The sequence below is a fragment of the Bacillus arachidis genome (assembly GCF_030285945.1).
GTDB classification, from domain to species: Bacteria; Bacillota; Bacilli; order Bacillales; family Bacillaceae_G; genus Bacillus_A; species Bacillus_A arachidis.
In genome coordinates this window covers 3650994-3666637 of record NZ_CP127376.1, presented here as the reverse complement: position 1 = coordinate 3666637, position 15644 = coordinate 3650994, and the positions used below count along the sequence as shown (strand labels likewise).

At 36.5% G+C, this 15644-nt stretch carries 16 protein-coding genes and 1 other annotated feature; of the genes, 11 read left to right on the top strand and 5 right to left on the bottom strand.

Annotated elements, in window-relative coordinates; genetic code table 11:
• Window positions 1-17: 17 nt before the first annotated feature.
• Window positions 18-857, bottom strand: a complete 840-nt coding sequence (proI, locus tag QRY57_RS20470) for a pyrroline-5-carboxylate reductase ProI (RefSeq protein WP_286015980.1) — start codon at window positions 855-857, stop codon at window positions 18-20.
• A gap of 165 nt (window positions 858-1022) precedes the next feature.
• Between proI and QRY57_RS20465 the strand changes: the two genes are divergently transcribed.
• Both QRY57_RS20465 and QRY57_RS20460 read left to right on the top strand, forming a co-directional pair.
• Entirely contained in the window at window positions 1023-1976 is a 954-nt protein-coding gene (locus tag QRY57_RS20465; RefSeq protein WP_090687418.1) for an MBL fold metallo-hydrolase, read from the top strand.
• A 9-nt stretch (window positions 1977-1985) separates the two neighbouring features.
• On the top strand, window positions 1986-2780 hold the full coding sequence (locus QRY57_RS20460) for an SDR family NAD(P)-dependent oxidoreductase (RefSeq protein WP_208019119.1): 795 nt from the start codon (window positions 1986-1988) through the stop codon (window positions 2778-2780).
• Between the two features lie 29 nt (window positions 2781-2809).
• Here QRY57_RS20460 and QRY57_RS20455 read toward each other — a convergent pair whose 3' ends face one another.
• Window positions 2810-2995, bottom strand: coding sequence for a YqzH family protein (locus tag QRY57_RS20455; protein WP_286015979.1), 186 nt, complete (start codon window positions 2993-2995; stop codon window positions 2810-2812).
• A gap of 225 nt (window positions 2996-3220) precedes the next feature.
• On the opposite strand from QRY57_RS20455, the gene argC reads away from it, so the two are divergent.
• The 7 genes from argC to QRY57_RS20420 all read left to right on the top strand — a co-directional run bounded on the left by argC (window position 3221) and on the right by QRY57_RS20420 (window position 9328).
• Window positions 3221-4258, top strand: a complete 1038-nt coding sequence (gene argC / locus QRY57_RS20450) for an N-acetyl-gamma-glutamyl-phosphate reductase (protein WP_286015978.1) — start codon at window positions 3221-3223, stop codon at window positions 4256-4258.
• 10 nt (window positions 4259-4268) lie between these two features.
• Window positions 4269-5495 (top strand): bifunctional glutamate N-acetyltransferase/amino-acid acetyltransferase ArgJ, encoded by a 1227-nt coding sequence (gene argJ, locus QRY57_RS20445; protein WP_286017914.1) that lies wholly within the window; start codon window positions 4269-4271, stop codon window positions 5493-5495.
• 11 nt (window positions 5496-5506) lie between these two features.
• Window positions 5507-6274: an acetylglutamate kinase gene (gene argB, locus QRY57_RS20440; RefSeq protein ID WP_286015977.1), complete on the top strand. Its 768-nt coding sequence runs from the start codon at window positions 5507-5509 to the stop codon at window positions 6272-6274.
• Window positions 6271-7431 (top strand): acetylornithine transaminase, encoded by a 1161-nt coding sequence (argD, locus tag QRY57_RS20435; RefSeq protein ID WP_286015976.1) that lies wholly within the window; start codon window positions 6271-6273, stop codon window positions 7429-7431. The genes argB and argD overlap by 4 nt, the downstream gene beginning before the upstream one ends.
• 12 nt (window positions 7432-7443) lie before the next feature.
• Window positions 7444-8394 (top strand): ornithine carbamoyltransferase, encoded by a 951-nt coding sequence (gene argF / locus QRY57_RS20430; protein WP_286015975.1) that lies wholly within the window; start codon window positions 7444-7446, stop codon window positions 8392-8394.
• Window positions 8395-8546: 152 nt separating this feature from the next.
• Window positions 8547-9098, top strand: coding sequence for a DUF2062 domain-containing protein (locus QRY57_RS20425; RefSeq protein WP_139265456.1), 552 nt, complete (start codon window positions 8547-8549; stop codon window positions 9096-9098).
• 56 nt (window positions 9099-9154) lie between these two features.
• The gene (locus QRY57_RS20420; RefSeq protein WP_208019112.1) at window positions 9155-9328 is read left to right on the top strand and encodes a hypothetical protein; all 174 of its coding nucleotides are present in this window, start codon (window positions 9155-9157) and stop codon (window positions 9326-9328) included.
• Between the two features lie 23 nt (window positions 9329-9351).
• On the opposite strand, the gene QRY57_RS20415 is transcribed toward QRY57_RS20420, so the two are convergent.
• Complete coding sequence (locus QRY57_RS20415; protein ID WP_208019111.1) at window positions 9352-9798, bottom strand: MarR family winged helix-turn-helix transcriptional regulator; 447 nt, start codon at window positions 9796-9798, stop codon at window positions 9352-9354.
• A 71-nt stretch (window positions 9799-9869) separates the two neighbouring features.
• Window positions 9870-10649 carry a GDSL-type esterase/lipase family protein gene (locus QRY57_RS20410; RefSeq protein ID WP_286015974.1) on the bottom strand — a complete coding sequence of 260 codons (780 nt, stop codon included), beginning with the start codon at window positions 10647-10649 and terminating at the stop codon, window positions 9870-9872.
• A gap of 297 nt (window positions 10650-10946) precedes the next feature.
• Between QRY57_RS20410 and cpdB the strand changes: the two genes are divergently transcribed.
• Complete coding sequence (gene cpdB, locus QRY57_RS20405; RefSeq protein WP_286015973.1) at window positions 10947-13250, top strand: bifunctional 2',3'-cyclic-nucleotide 2'-phosphodiesterase/3'-nucleotidase; 2304 nt, start codon at window positions 10947-10949, stop codon at window positions 13248-13250.
• 48 nt (window positions 13251-13298) lie between these two features.
• Here the strand turns inward: cpdB and nhaC are convergent, their stop codons facing one another.
• Window positions 13299-14672, bottom strand: a complete 1374-nt coding sequence (nhaC, locus tag QRY57_RS20400) for a Na+/H+ antiporter NhaC (RefSeq protein WP_286015972.1) — start codon at window positions 14670-14672, stop codon at window positions 13299-13301.
• Between the two features lie 247 nt (window positions 14673-14919).
• Window positions 14920-15140 (bottom strand) — a binding site (T-box leader).
• 145 nt (window positions 15141-15285) lie between these two features.
• Between nhaC and QRY57_RS20395 the strand changes: the two genes are divergently transcribed.
• Window positions 15286-15642, top strand: a complete 357-nt coding sequence (locus tag QRY57_RS20395; RefSeq protein ID WP_286015971.1) for a hypothetical protein — start codon at window positions 15286-15288, stop codon at window positions 15640-15642.
• The last annotated feature ends 2 nt before the right edge of the window (window positions 15643-15644 follow it).

Below are 15644 nucleotides of genomic sequence, written 5' to 3'. Positions count from 1 at the left end.
TTTCTGAGCTCTGTTTTTTATTTTTCTTTTGCTAATTGTTCTAATGTTTTACCAAGCTCATGAGATCGTTTTGTAGCTTGTGTAATACACGCGATGAGTGCTTGTTGAAAATTAAAACTTTGTAGAATCTCGATTCCAGCTTCTGTCGTTCCACCAGGAGAGGTAATTTCTTTTCGTAAGATAGAAGGGTGTTTTGTATTCGCTTTAAGCATTTCAGCTGCACCAATCATTGTTTGTAAAATAAGAGATTTAGCTACATGCTCTTCTAAGCCGATTTGTTTTGCAGCTTCTTCCATTGCTTCAACTACGTAGTACACATATGCAGGACCGCTTCCAGATAGGGCAGTAACAGCATGCATATGCTCTTCTGCTACTACTGAAACAAGACCGATTGTTTCAAATAAAGATTTAGCAATATGAACATGTTGCTCTGTTGCATGCAAGGATGGAGAGATAGCTGTAGCTGATTTTAAAATAGCTGCCGATGTATTTGGCATTGCACGGATAATCGGAACATTTTTTTGAAGCAGACTTGTAATAGAACTTGTAGAAACACCTGCTAATAATGAAATGATAAGTTGGCTACTTGTTATATATTCTTTAAGAGGTGTTAAGGCTTCCGCTACATCCTTTGGCTTCATTGCGAGAAAGATAATATCTGCATGATCCAGTAGATCTTGTTTGTTATGGGTTCCTTTAACACCATACTTTGTATGTAATTCCTGTAATCTTGTTTCATTGGAGCGATTACTTACTGTAATTTGTTCACTCTTTACAACATTTGCATCTAATAAACCGGCGATGATTGCTTCAGCTATTGATCCAGCACCTAGAAAGGAAATATTTTGAATAGACATGATGAAGCCTCCTTCATTTTGGTAAGAAAAACTTATAAATTTACATACATTCGTTTTATTATAGAAAAAACCTTCTTTTTGTCTGAAAATAATGACAAATTTTTATGGAAGTTGTAAACTGAAGAGAGATTCATTTTGAACCGGAGAGAGATGGGGGGCATAAACATGGTAGCAATTCATCGAATGGAGATTCCTGTTCCATTTGCAGTTGAGACAGTTAATGTGTTTTTAGTAGAGGGAGAATCATTAACATTAATTGATACAGGGACAAATACAAAAGAGGCAAAGTCAGCATTAGAAAAACAATTAAGGACTTTAGGATACAAGATAGAAGACATTGAAACAGTAGTGATTACACATCATCATGCTGATCATTGTGGGCTTCTAAATACATTTTCCGAGAAGACGAATATTGTTGGCCATCCTTGGAATGAGCCATGGATTACACAGGATTCTCAATTTTTGAAACGTTATCAGCAATTTTTTAAAGAAGCCGCATTACAGTTTGGCGTCCCAGAAGCATTTTTGAAAGATGAAGTATTACTTACAACGAAAACACTTAAATATTCTTGTAATAGGTCGTTAACACATACTGTACTAGAGGGAGATAGTATTGAGTCGTTACCTGAGTTTACAGTTATTGAAACACCTGGGCATGCTTCGACGCATATTTCGTTATATAGGGAGCGAGATGGACTGTTAATTGGTGGGGATGCTTTAATTAGTCATATTTCTTCGAATCCAATACTAGAACCGCCATATGAAGGGCAGACGGAGCGAGCACGGCCTTTATTACAATATAACCAAACATTAAAACGTTTAAGTAATATGAATATTTCACGTATTTTATCAGGTCACGGAGAAGATATTGTGGATGTGAAAGCGCTGATAAGAGGAAGATTGCAAAAGCAAGAAACACGTGCATTTAAAGTATTAGAATTATTAAAAGAAAAGCCGATGACAGCCTTTGAAGTATGTGTGAAATTATTTCCTGTATTATATAAAGAACAATTGCCACTTACGATTTCGGAAACAGTTGGACAATTAGACTTTTTAGCATATAATCAACAAGTGATGATTGATGAATCGTCGCCACAATTGATTTATTATGCAAAGTAGGTGACAGCGATGACAGGACGTTTACAAGAAAAAGTAATCGTCATTACAGGAGCTTCTAGTGGGATTGGGGAACAAGTCGCGATGCAAATTGCAGCTGAGGGCGCAATTCCTGTATTAATAGCGAGGACAGAAGAAAAACTGCGAGTATTAGCGGGGAAGATTAAAACGACTTACAATACGCCTTGTTATTATTATGTATTAGATGTAAGTAAAGAAACAGAGGTTAATACTGTCTTTGCAAAAATACTAGCAGATGCAGGACAAATTGATATATTAGTAAATAATGCTGGCTTTGGCATTTTCAAAACATTTGAAGAAGCGACCATGGTTGAAGTGAAAGATATGTTCGAGGTTAATGTATTTGGATTAGTAGCTTGTACGAAAGCGGTATTATCTCATATGTTAGAGAGAAATAGTGGGCAAATCATTAATATTGCTTCGTTAGCAGGGAAAATTGCAACGCCAAAATCGAGTGCGTATGCTGCAACCAAACATGCGGTATTAGGATTTACGAATAGCTTACGCATGGAGCTCTCAAGTACAAATATTTATGTAACAGCAATTAATCCAGGACCAATTGACACAAACTTTTTTGATATTGCCGATCAATCCGGTACATATGTAAAAAATATGGGGCGTTACATGTTAAAGCCAACATATGTAGCAGAGCAAATTGTAAAAGTGATGCGAACGAAAAAGCGTGAAGTGAATTTGCCCAAATGGATGAGTATTGGACCAAAACTTTTTGCGTTATTTCCGGGATTGTTTGAACGTGTAGCAGGTAAATCATTAAGTAAAAAATAGGAGATTTCCAAATGGAAATCTCCTATTTTTTATTTTCCCGTAATATATTCATAAACAATGTCCTCAATTGCTTCATATAAATCCATATGAGGTTCCGAATGAATAAGTGTTTGAATATTTTGAATTAAAATTTCCTCATCTTCTTTTGAAACAGGTTTACATTGATATTGCCGAAAACTTTTTGCTAACATCTTCTCAATTAATTTTTCGTTCATCTTTTTCCCCGCTTATGTGTATACATGTATTGTTTTTATTGTACTTGAAGTGTAGAAAAAATACCAGTATACGTCTTTTGTGTATAAAAATTCATAACAGGTTAATGTTTTTCTAGAAAAATTACGTTTTTAAAACTTTTAAAATTAATAAATATTTAATTGACTCTATAAATATACAATATTATAATCATACTTAATTTAAAGAATCGATATAAGGAGGAGCGTATGAAAGTCGCGATTATTGGAGCAACAGGATATGGAGGAATTGAGTTAATAAGGTTATTGCAACATCATCCATATTTTTCAATTGTATCTCTCCATTCTTTTTCACAAGTAGGGGAACGCATAACAAATGTATATCCTCATTTACAAAATTTTATTGTTCATACGTTGCAAGAAATCGATGTGGAGGTAATAGCGAAGGAAGCTAGTATTGTATTTTTAGCGACACCAGCAGGAGTTTCGGCGCATATAACGCCAAGATTGCTAGCAGCTGGTTTAAAAGTTATTGATTTATCAGGTGATTTTCGTATGTTAAATCCTCATGCATATGAAACATGGTATAACAAGCCTGCTGCAAAGGAAGAAATTCTGCAAAAGGCAGTGTATGGATTGAGTGAATGGAAAAAGTCAGCTATTCAAGAAACAAAATTAGTTGCAAATCCAGGGTGTTTTGCAACAGCTGCACTATTAGCGGCCGCACCATTAATGCAGGGTAGGATGATAGAGGAAGACTCACTTATTATCGATGCGAAATCAGGGGTATCAGGAGCAGGAAAGACACCGACAACAATGACGCATTTTCCTGAGTTGTATGATAATTTTCATATTTATAAGGTGAATGAGCATCAACATGTTCCAGAGATTGAACAAATGCTTACTGAGTGGAATGAGCAAGCACAACCTATTACATTTAGCACACATTTAATTCCGATATCGAGAGGGATTATGATTACTCTCTATACAAAAGCAAAACGAGATATCAATGCACGTATATTACAGAAGTTATATGAAGAAACGTATTGTCATGCTTCTTTTGTTCGTATTCGTCCTAAAGGGGAGTTTCCAAGCCCAAAAGAAGTGAGAGGTTCAAATTATTGTGATATTGGGGCGGCTTATGATGAACGAACAGGGCGTATTACAGTTGTTTCTGTCATCGATAATATGATGAAAGGAGCTGCAGGGCAAGCAATTCAAAATGCAAACTTATTAGCAGGGTTAGAGGAAACAGCAGGGTTACAATATATACCGCTTTACCCATAAGGGAGGGAGAATAATGATTGAAACAGATTCTATTATAAAGGTTGCAAGTGGATCAATTGTAACGCCAAAAGGTTTTGCTGCAATTGGTATCCAGGTTGGATTGAAAAAAGAGAAAAAAGATATGGGAGCAATTGTTTGTGATGTTCCTGCAAATTGCGGGGCTGTGTATACAACAAATCAGTTTCAAGCGGCACCGGTGCAAGTAACAAAAGAAAGTATTGCGGTGGAGGGGAAAGTGCAGGCCGTTGTTGTAAATAGCGGAAATGCGAATGCTTGTACAGGTATACAAGGATTGCAAGATGCGTATGAAATGAGAATGTTGGCTGCGAAACAATTCCATGTAAAAGAAAATCATGTGGCGGTTGCTTCAACAGGTATCATTGGAGTTCCTTTAGCGATGGATGTGATTCGTGCTGGTATTGTCCATCTTGTGCCATCGAAGGAAAAAGAGAAAGTAGATTCATTTTATGAAGCCATTTTAACAACGGATCTCGTCAAAAAACAATCGTGTTATCAGTTTACAATTGAAGGGAAAGAAGTGACGATTGCAGGAGCTGCTAAAGGGTCTGGAATGATTCATCCAAATATGGCAACGATGCTTAGTTTTATTACAACCGACGTACATATAGAACAAGCTACACTTCAGCTAGCGTTATCACAAGTTACCAATCATACGTTTAACCAAATTACAGTGGACGGAGATACGTCTACAAATGATATGGTGATTGTTATGGCAAGTGGATTATCAGGGACGACTGCCATTGATACAAATCATACAGAGTGGGAAAAGTTTATGTGTGCTTTGCAAAAGGTATGTGAGGACTTAGCGAAGCAAATTGCTAAAGATGGTGAAGGCGCTACTAAGTTAGTTGAAGTAAATGTATCTGGGGCACGAACAGTAGAAGAAGGAAATAAGATTGCGAAACAAATTGTTGGCTCAAGTCTTGTGAAAACAGCGATGTATGGTGAAGACGCAAATTGGGGTCGCATTATTAGCGCAATTGGTCAAAGTGGAGTTGCTATTGAACCTACCGCCGTTGATATCGCTGTTCAGTCCATTTCTGTTTTACAAAGCAGTGAGCCACAAGTATTCTCTCAAAAGGAAATGAATAAAAAATTAAAGCAACCTGAAATTGTTATTGATGTTCATTTGCACCTTGGAGAGGAAAAAGGAAGAGCTTGGGGCTGCGACTTAAGTTATGAATATGTGAAAATAAATGCTTGTTATCGTACGTAGGGAGAGAAAAGATGAGCGAGTATATTGTAGTAAAATGCGGTGGTAGTATGTTAGAGCGTTTAGACCATGTATTTTTTGAATGTATAGAGCAGCTGAAGAAAAAATATCAAGTTATTGTTGTTCATGGCGGTGGACCAGAAATTGATGCAAAGCTACAGCAATTTAATATTTCAATTGAAAAGAAGAATGGACTACGTGTGACGACAAAAGAAGTGATGAATATTGTTCAGATGATTTTATGCGGGAGCACGAATAAAAAAATGGTGATGAATTTTCAAAAGCATGGCTTGCATGCAATTGGGATCTCTGGTTGCGATGGAAGGTTACTGCAAGTTAAGCAACTTGATTCTGAACTTGGATACGTAGGAGAAGTTAGTGGTGTAGAGACGGCGCTATTAAAAGGGTTACTAGATTTAAATTATATTCCGGTTATTGCTCCAATTGGGATAAGTGGTGGCCAAGTATATAACATAAATGCAGATACGGCGGCAGCTGGAATTGCATACGCGCTGGGGGCAAAAGAACTTATTTTTATTACTGATGTAGATGGGATATTGTTCGAAGGAAAGTTGTTAAAGAAAGCAGATAAAGCTGAGATCCTACGACTGATAGAAAAAGAAGTTATTACAGGGGGAATGATTCCGAAAGTACAGGCGGCTCTTACCTCAATACAGATGGGCGTTCAGAACGTCAGCATTGTAAATGGTACAAAACATTTTGTTGGAACATCAGGCGAGTGGATTGGAACGAAAGTAACAAAAGGGGTGAGTATTGTATGAGTAGTCATATATTTCCCACATATGGAAGACGCAGTATTGAAATTGTTCAAGGGACTGGAACAAAGGTTATAGATGAAAATGGGAAAGAGTATATGGATTTTACTTCTGGCATTGCTGTATGTAATTTAGGACATTGTCATCCTATACTTGTAGAAGCGATGACAAAGCAATTAGAGGAAATTTGGCATATATCAAATCTTTTTCCGCATAAGGTACAAGAAAAGGTAGCTGCACTATTAACAGAGGGGCGTGAGCTAGATTACGTGTTCTTTTGTAATAGCGGAGCAGAAGCGAATGAAGCAGCACTTAAACTAGCACGCAAGCATACGGGAAAGTCACTCGTTTTAACATTCCAGCAATCCTTTCATGGTAGAACTCTTGGGACAATGAGTGCAACTGGACAAGAGAAAGTCAAAACAGGATTCGGGCCACTTCTTCCGTCTTTTTTACATATTCCCTTTAATGATATAGAAGCACTCAGGGAGACAATGAATGAAGAAGTAGCTGCAGTTATGGTGGAAGTTGTTCAAGGAGAGGGTGGAGTTTTACCGGCCGATATTTCCTTTTTACAAGAGATTGAACAATTATGTAGACAATATGGAGCCCTTTATATAATTGACGAGGTGCAAACAGGGATGGGAAGAACGGGAACGTTGTTTGCTTATGAACAGACTGGAACATCCCCAGATATTGTTACAGCGGCAAAGGCGCTTGGAAATGGTATTCCGGTTGGGGCAATGCTTGGAAAGAAAGAGCTTATGACTGCTTTTACAACTGGGGCTCATGGCTCTACATTTGGTGGGAATTATATTGCGATGACAGCAGCAAAAGAAGTGTTGCGAATTATGAAGCAACCGTTTTTTTTACAAGAAGTTAAGGTAAAGGGAGAATATTTACTACAAAAACTAAAAAAAGAATTACATGATATCGAATGGATTACTGATATTCGCGGAAGAGGACTTATGATTGGAGTCGTTTGCAAGTGTGATGTCACACCAATTATAGAACAGTTAGAAGAAGAGGGGATTCTTGTATTGCAAGCTGGAACAAATGTCTTGCGATTGTTACCACCACTCATTGTAACGAATGAAGAAATAGATGAAGCGGTAAATATGATAAAGAGAGTAATTTGTACACAAAAATCACCAATATTATAAGGGGGAATTTCCATGTCAACTATACAAATACCGAAATTACAAACGAAAGATCTTTTAACATTAGAGGAATTGACACAGGAGGAATTGATTGCGTTAATTGAATTTGCTATTTATTTAAAAAAGAATAAACATGAACCGTTATTAGAGGGAAAAATATTAGGACTCATTTTTGATAAACATTCAACTCGTACGCGTGTTTCTTTTGAAGCCGGAATGGTACAGCTTGGTGGGCATGGAATGTTTCTAAGTGGAAAAGAAATGCAACTTGGCAGAGGAGAAAGTGTTTCAGACACAGCGAAAGTATTATCTCATTATATTGATGGAATTATGATTCGTACATTTTCGCACGCAGATGTAGAGGAACTTGCGAAGGAAGCTAGTATTCCTGTTATTAATGGATTGACAGATGATCATCACCCGTGTCAGGCATTAGCGGATTTGATGACAATTTATGAAGAAGTTCATACATTTAAAGGGATTAAACTTGCTTACGTGGGAGATGGAAATAATGTATGTCACTCTTTACTGTTAGCAAGTGCAAAAGTCGGTATGCATATGACAGTAGCAACTCCCCCGGGGTATGAACCAAATGAACAAATTGTAAAGAATGCGCTAGAAATTGCAACTGAGACAGGAGCGAATATTGAAATTTTACATAATCCAGAGTTGGCGGTGAAAGATGCAGACTTTATCTATACGGATGTTTGGATGAGTATGGGGCAAGAAGATACGGAAGGGAAATATAAATTATTCGAGCCGTTTCAAGTGAATGGAAAACTTGTTCAGCATGCGAAAGCAACGTATCGTTTCTTACATTGTTTACCCGCTCATCGTGAAGAAGAGGTAACAGGAGAAATTATAGATGGCCCTTCTTCTGTTGTCTTTGAGCAAGCTGGGAATCGATTACACGTTCAAAAAGCATTATTGGCAAGTCTGCTTCAAAATGTCAAAAAACCTTCCTAATCAGGAAGGTTTTTTTGTTATGAAATGTCTGATGTATATTTGGTGAATGCCCTTTGTATCATTTATAATAAGATGAAGATGAGTAGTTTTGTTTCTTAGTAATATATAAGAGCATACTGGAAAGAGAAAATACTATTAAAGAGATGATGATTGTGCGAACAAGTAAAAAAACATATTCTTTTTTTCAGCGAATATGGAGGGTGCCGAAATTTCATTATTATAAGTTGCTCCGTTCGCCAGAAGGAGCAAAGAAAGTGTCACGAGGATTTGCGATTGGGTTTGCTTTGGAAATGCTAGTGCTTTATACAGCGTCACTTGTGTATCTTGTTTTTTATCCAATTGTGCGATTAGCAAAGGGTTCTTTTCCTGCAGCGGTTATTGGCAATATTATCGGAAAAGTATCATTTCTTCCGGTATTTTTGTTTCCGTTTGCATATGCATTAGGAAAAATGTTATATCCGTTTGAAATAAAGGTAATTCCGCATAAACCATATACAATATCTGATCTTTTCTCAAGCGATGTTTTTATGATGCTAAAGAGCTTATTGCAGAGTGAAGTATATGTATTAATTGGGATGACGATTTTAGGTGTTGTGTTCGGAGTGATATCTTATTTTGTTGTGTATTATTTATATGAAAAGAACCGGAAGTTACGTTTGAAAAAAAGAAAAAAACAAACGAGAGAACCACTTGTACAAATATAAAGAATGTCACATCCATTTCCTGCCTTGAATATGTTTAAGAAAAAGGGGGGGAATGAATGTATTATTACTATGTACCTCAAGTATATCCATATGCGAATTATTATACTGCTCCTTATCCACGGCAGCAGTTTGAATCATATCAGCCACCGCAGCCTTCACAGCAACGAAAACCTTACTTAATGACATGGCCGTATTCAAATGTATATTATGGAAATTATTATGAATCATAAAGCTGCTTCTTTTGGAAGCAGCTTTACATGTTTGTTTTCAAAATTAAATTTTGAATCGTTTGAAGCGAGTGAATGAGTTGGTCACGATCGCTTTCCGACAATGTTTGAAAGTTTTCTTTTAATTTGTCTAAAATAAATTGTTGATATTGATTTACTAACGATTTCCCTTCTGTTGTCAGGGAAATTAAAATGACCCGTCGATCTTTTTCGCTGTAATGCCGCTCTATAAGTTCTTCCTGAATCAATTTATTTAATAGAGGTGTCATGTTTGGTCTTGAAATCGCTAATCGTTTTCCGATTTCTGAGACTGCTAATGTGCCATGTTCATGTAATAGCAATAACACCTGTGTATGTGACGGTGGCATGTGCCTTTGTGAAGAAAATTCTCCAGGAAGCATAAATTTGCGATAAAAAAGAGGCACTAACGAAAGAAGATGATCAACAATACGTTCCCACTCACGTGATTCCATATAAAGGCCCCCTTCCATTATCATTGTAACAAAAAAGGTATCGTATAAAAATAGAATTGTTTGGCTTAGCCTCAATATTTATAGGACAATACTTGCTTTGTAAATGCATTAGCAATAATCTCATAGCCTTTATCATTTGGGTGTACTTGGTCGTATAGTAAATCTTTATTATCATTTGGTATTAATTTTCGAATTGGTAAAACAATGGACGGTTGATTTGCTTTCGAAATGGAGTAAACTGTATCATTCCAGCCGTCTAAAAACATATCAGCATAAGAAGCAATTGAATCATCGAGTTGTAAAGGGTTATAGAGTTCAGATAGAATGAGTAAAGCATTCGGATTGAGTGTCCGAACTGTCTTTACAATATTTTTTACGTCTGTTTCAAAATGAGTCTTTTCTTTATTTAACATTTTAATACCATCTATAACACCTACATTGCGATTTAAACGAAATAAATTATTTCCCCCAATATTTATGGTAACTATATTCGCTTCTTTAATTTTTTGTTGTACTTCTTCTGTCTGAACTTTTTGAACGAGACGATCCGTTGTAAGTCCATTTACTCCAAGGTTTTCTACTTTAATTGGTTTATGAATTTGTTCTTCTATTTGTTTGGAGGCTAATTCCGCGAATCCTCCTTGTGTCGAGCCAAATCCTTTTGCAAGCGAATCCCCTAATACAAGGTGATAAAAAGAATCATTCGTCTGCCTATCAATCCAATGGGGAGTAGACGCTGCTTTTTGTTCTTTCTGTTCTTTCTGTTCTTTTGTCTCATCGTTCTCTTCAAAATATGAATAAGAAATGATTAGAAGGAGGAGACAAAGTATAGTTAAGATGACTTTTTTCATAAATTTATCCTCCTGGTAATTGGTTATTGTATCATACCTAACTGTATAAGCAGTGAAAGTTTATATTATATCTTTATGGAAAGTTTACAATAACTTTACAGAAAATTTGTAGAAGCATGTCAAAAATTATTGACGATATGAAAGTATGTTCGATATGATAATGTCAGATAAATGAATGTATGTCACTCTAATATGAGGAAAGAAGAGAATAAAGGTAGAGAGAAAGCTTTATTAGAGTTTGATAAGAAACTCATTTTATTTGTTTTTCAAGGGACAATTTTATAAGGGGGATTTTTTGTGAAGAAGTCAAAGAAAGTGTTAGCGGGAGCAACGCTTGCATTAGGTGTTATGGCTCCGCAAGTGTTGCCAACAACTGCACATGCAGAGGAACAAGCAGGGGAGAGTACAGTTAATTTACGAATCTTAGAAACTTCTGATATTCATGTTAACTTAATGAACTACGACTATTATCAAACGAAAACAGATAATAAAGTGGGATTAGTTCAAACTGCAACGCTTGTAAATGAGGAGCGTGCAAAAGCGAAGAACTCTGTACTATTTGATGATGGGGATGCTTTGCAAGGGACTCCGCTCGGGGATTATGTGGCGCAAAAAGGTTTGGATGGAAACTATGTTCATCCTTTATATCGTGTAATGAATTTAATGAAGTATGACGTCATTTCTCTTGGGAATCATGAGTTTAACTACGGTTTGGACTACTTACATAAGGCAATTAGTAAAACACAGTTCCCAGTTATTAACTCAAATGTTTTTATAGATGATCATGATAATAATGAAGAAAACGATAAAAATGCATTTGAAAAGTATCATATTTTTGACAAAGTAGTAACAGATGAAGCTGGCAAAACACAAACAGTGAAAATCGGTGTAATGGGCTTTGTACCACCGCAAATTATGGGCTGGGATAAAGCAAATTTAGAAGGAAAAGTAAAAGCGAAAGATATTGTGCAAACAGCGAAGAATTTGGTTCCAGAAATGAAAGCTAAGGGTGCAGACATTATTGTTGCACTAGCGCATTCTGGTGTCGATAAAAATGGTTACAATGCTGGTATGGAAAATGCATCGTATTATTTAGCAACACAAGTTCCTGACGTTGATGCAGTGTTAATGGGACACTCGCATACGGTAATAACGGACAAGTTTGACGGTGTTCCAGTTGTCATGCCTGGTGTTTTCGGAAGTAATCTAGGTATCATTGATATGGAACTGAAAAAGGTAAACGGCAAGTGGGAAGTACAAAAAGATAAATCGGTTCCAAGTGTTCGCCCAATTTCTGATAGCAAAGGAACTGCATTAGTAGAACCTGATAAAAAATTAGTTGATGAGATCAAAGATGATCACGAGGCGACAATTAAATATGTAAATACTCCTGTTGGTAAAACGACAGCACCAATTAACAGTTATTTTTCACTTGTACAAGATGATCCATCTGTCCAGCTCGTTACAAATGCTCAAAAATGGTATGTAGAAAAGCTATTAAAAGATGAAAAGTACAGTGAATTTAAGGGAATCCCAGTCTTATCAGCAGGTGCACCTTTTAAAGCAGGCGGCCGAAATGGTGCAACTTATTATACTGATATTCCAGCAGGGACGTTAGCAATTAAAAACGTTGCTGATTTATATGTATATCCAAATACACTGTATGCTGTAAAAGTAAATGGTGCGCAAGTAAAAGAATGGCTGGAAATGTCAGCAGGGCAGTTCAATCAAATTGATCCAGCGAAGGCAGAAGAACAGTCGTTAGTAAATGTAAACTATCCTACATACAACTTTGATGTTTTAGATGGCGTAAAATACGAAATTGATGTTACACAACCAGCAAAGTATGATAAAGATGGGAAAGTAGTAAACCAAAATGCAAATCGTATTGTGAATGTAACGTATGATGGAAAACCGGTAGCCGATAATCAAGAATTTATTGTTGCTACAAATAATTATCGCGGTAGTAGCCAAACATTCCCTGGTGTAAGTAAAGGTAAAGTTGTATATCAATCTCAAGATGAAACGCGTCAAATCATTGTGAAATATATGCAAGAAACACCAGTTATTAATCCGGCAGCAGATCAAAACTGGACGTTTAAGCCAATCGTAGCTGAAAAATTAAATACTACATTTGATTCTTCACCAAACGCGCAGAAGTATATTACACAAGGCGGAAAAATTTCTTATGTTGGCCCGTCCGAAAATGAGTTTGCGAAATATGCTATTGACCTAACGAAAAAGAAAGATGAGGGCACTCCAACAACACCAGGTGAAGAGAACAACGGTGGTAATCCAACAACACCAGGTGGAGAGAATAACGGTGGTAATCCAACAACACCAGGTGGGGAAAATAACGGTGGTAACCCAACAACACCGCCAGCAGGTGAAGAAAATGCTGGAGATAAACCAATAACTCCTGACAATGGGAATAAAGATACGAAAGAACCTACAAATGTAAGTGAAGACAAAGAAACAAGCAAAGTAGATCGTGATTTACCAAAAACGGGAGCGAGTGTTTTCTCTACAATTGGAGCGGGAATTGCATTTATTGGAGCAGGTATGTTCATGCTCTTTAGAAGAAAAAAAGCAAATCGATAACGTGAAAGAGGATTACCGGTATCGGTAATCCTCTTATATATATCTAATTTAAGAAACAGTAACAGGCTTTTCTTTCTGCCAGGAAAGACCAAATCCTGTAAATCCAACGATGATTGTAACAATGGGACAAGCTAAGCAGAAGATTGAGTATGGAACGTAATCAAATGTTGGAACGCTTAGTACATTTGATAAGAAGACACCACTTACGCCCCATGGAACAAGAGGGTTAATAACTGTGCCTGCATCCTCTAATACTCGTGATAAGTTACGGCGCTTCAAGCCAATTTCATCGTATTTTTTAGCAAATGCTTGCCCTGTTAAAACGATAGATAAGTATTGCTCGCCAAGCAAGAAGTTAACTCCAATTGCTGTTGAAGCAGTAGAAATAATTAAACGTGTACTTGTCTTAACAAAATTAGAAATAATGTTCATAAGCTGAGTAATAATGCCCATACCTTGTAGTAATCCACCCATAGAAAGAGCAAGGAAAATAAGGGCAATTGACATAAGCATACTTTGTAGCCCGCCGCGTGATAATAAGCTATCAATATCTTTTATGCCCGTCTTAGCAACATAGCCATCTTGCATAATTTTCATTAAATCAGAAAGAGATGTACTTGGCTTGAAAATAAAGAGAATAATAATTCCAGCTACAATTCCAGCAAGTAAAGTTGGAACAGCTGGTACTTTTTTAAATGCGCACAAGAATAGTAATAGAATCGGAATAAGTGTGGCAATAGAAATGATTGTATTCTTTTCTAACGCATTTGTAAAAGTAGAGAAATCAACATTTCCTGAAGAACCACTTCCTAAAATAAAGAAAGCAATAAAGGCAATGATGAAAGCAGGAATTGTTGTCCAAAGCATGTTACGAATATGCTCAAACAAATCCACCCCTGTTACGGCAGGAGCTAAATTTGTTGTATCTGATAAAGGGGACATCTTATCTCCGAAGAAAGCTCCAGAAACAATTGCACCAGCAATAAGTGCTGGATCGTATCCAAGAGCAGTGCCCATTCCCATAAAGGCAAGTCCCACTGTTGCTGCTGTTGTAAAGGCGCTACCAATACTCGTTCCAACAATTGCACAAACAACAAAGACTGTCGGAATGAAAATTTTTGGAGATACAAGCTGGAAGCCGTATACCATTAATGTTGGAATTGTCCCAGCAGCGATCCAAACGCTAATTAATACACCGACAAGTAAGAAGATGAAAATGGATGGGATACCAGCTGAAATACTACTTATCATTCCTTTTTCCATATCAGACCAAGAGATTTTTTTAATAAATCCAAATGTTAACAATACAATAATGCCAAATAGAATTGGGATGTGTGGTGATGTTTCTAATTTAATTACGCTAAAACCAATACAGAAAAAGATAAAAACTGTTAATAGAATAGATTCAATTTTTGAAACCATTGTTTACCCCTCCTAATAATCTAAAATAGTTCTTTTTTATATAAATTCGCTTGTATATTCCTTTATAAATTTAGATTTTTTGACAAATTACCGGTAATCGTTTTGCATCATAAAAAAAGTCCCTGCATATAAATATGCAGGGACGAAAAAATCGCGGTACCACCCTAGCTTGTGAAATGAACGTAGCACAAAATAAAGGGTCGTATAATATGCACCAACAGAAAATAAAAAACGCCCCTGCAGTATATGCAGGGACGAAAAAATCGCGGTACCACCCTAAATTGTGAAATAGTTTCATTTCACCACTCTGTAGAAATAACGGTCCATAACCGTCTTTTACTACTCCCAACGTTTCGTAAAAGAAGCTCAAGGGGGTAATTCATAATTCGCTCTGTACTGGTTCGCACCGACCACCAGCTCTCTGAAATCAAGAAACGAAATACTACTAAATCCTATCATCGCCGATTCATATGATGTTAGTTAAATTTTTATCACACATCTGGATCATATGTCAACATATATATTAATTATTTTTCAAAAGAAAATAATGTTAGAATATTTTTTTAATTCCTTGTTTGTGCGTTATAATGAAAAAAAGAAAGGAGGGGAGTGAATGAAGAAAAAATTATTTCTTTTGACAACCTTACTTGTTCTTGGTGGGGGTGCTGGGATTTATACAGTATTTGCGGCATCACCAGCTCAACCGAAATTACAGGTTGAGCAAAAAGTAGAAACAAAGGAATTAGAGAAAGTCAAAGAAGAAAAGAATAGAGAGAAAGCAGCTGATAAATTAGGCGTTTCTCTTGAAGGGAAAACAGAGAAAGAGATTCAAAAAGAGTTAAATACAGCAAGGTTTGAAAAGCGTCATGAGCTGCTTATAGAACATGCAAAGCAACTTGGGATTGATACTGAAGGAAAAAAAGATGAAGAGATTATTTTAGAAATCGGAAAGATTCAACATGGAAAATAAAG

Coding starts and splice junctions, on each gene's coding strand:
- proI (WP_286015980.1), bottom strand. CDS start 857: ATGTCTATTCAAAATATTTCCTTTCTAGGTGCTGGATCAATAGCTGAA.
- QRY57_RS20465 (WP_090687418.1), top strand. CDS start 1,023: ATGGTAGCAATTCATCGAATGGAGATTCCTGTTCCATTTGCAGTTGAG.
- QRY57_RS20460 (WP_208019119.1), top strand. CDS start 1,986: ATGACAGGACGTTTACAAGAAAAAGTAATCGTCATTACAGGAGCTTCT.
- QRY57_RS20455 (WP_286015979.1), bottom strand. CDS start 2,995: ATGAACGAAAAATTAATTGAGAAGATGTTAGCAAAAAGTTTTCGGCAA.
- argC (WP_286015978.1), top strand. CDS start 3,221: ATGAAAGTCGCGATTATTGGAGCAACAGGATATGGAGGAATTGAGTTA.
- argB (WP_286015977.1), top strand. CDS start 5,507: ATGAGCGAGTATATTGTAGTAAAATGCGGTGGTAGTATGTTAGAGCGT.
- argD (WP_286015976.1), top strand. CDS start 6,271: ATGAGTAGTCATATATTTCCCACATATGGAAGACGCAGTATTGAAATT.
- argF (WP_286015975.1), top strand. CDS start 7,444: ATGTCAACTATACAAATACCGAAATTACAAACGAAAGATCTTTTAACA.
- QRY57_RS20420 (WP_208019112.1), top strand. CDS start 9,155: ATGTATTATTACTATGTACCTCAAGTATATCCATATGCGAATTATTAT.
- QRY57_RS20415 (WP_208019111.1), bottom strand. CDS start 9,798: ATGGAATCACGTGAGTGGGAACGTATTGTTGATCATCTTCTTTCGTTA.
- QRY57_RS20410 (WP_286015974.1), bottom strand. CDS start 10,649: ATGAAAAAAGTCATCTTAACTATACTTTGTCTCCTCCTTCTAATCATT.
- nhaC (WP_286015972.1), bottom strand. CDS start 14,672: ATGGTTTCAAAAATTGAATCTATTCTATTAACAGTTTTTATCTTTTTC.
- QRY57_RS20395 (WP_286015971.1), top strand. CDS start 15,286: ATGAAGAAAAAATTATTTCTTTTGACAACCTTACTTGTTCTTGGTGGG.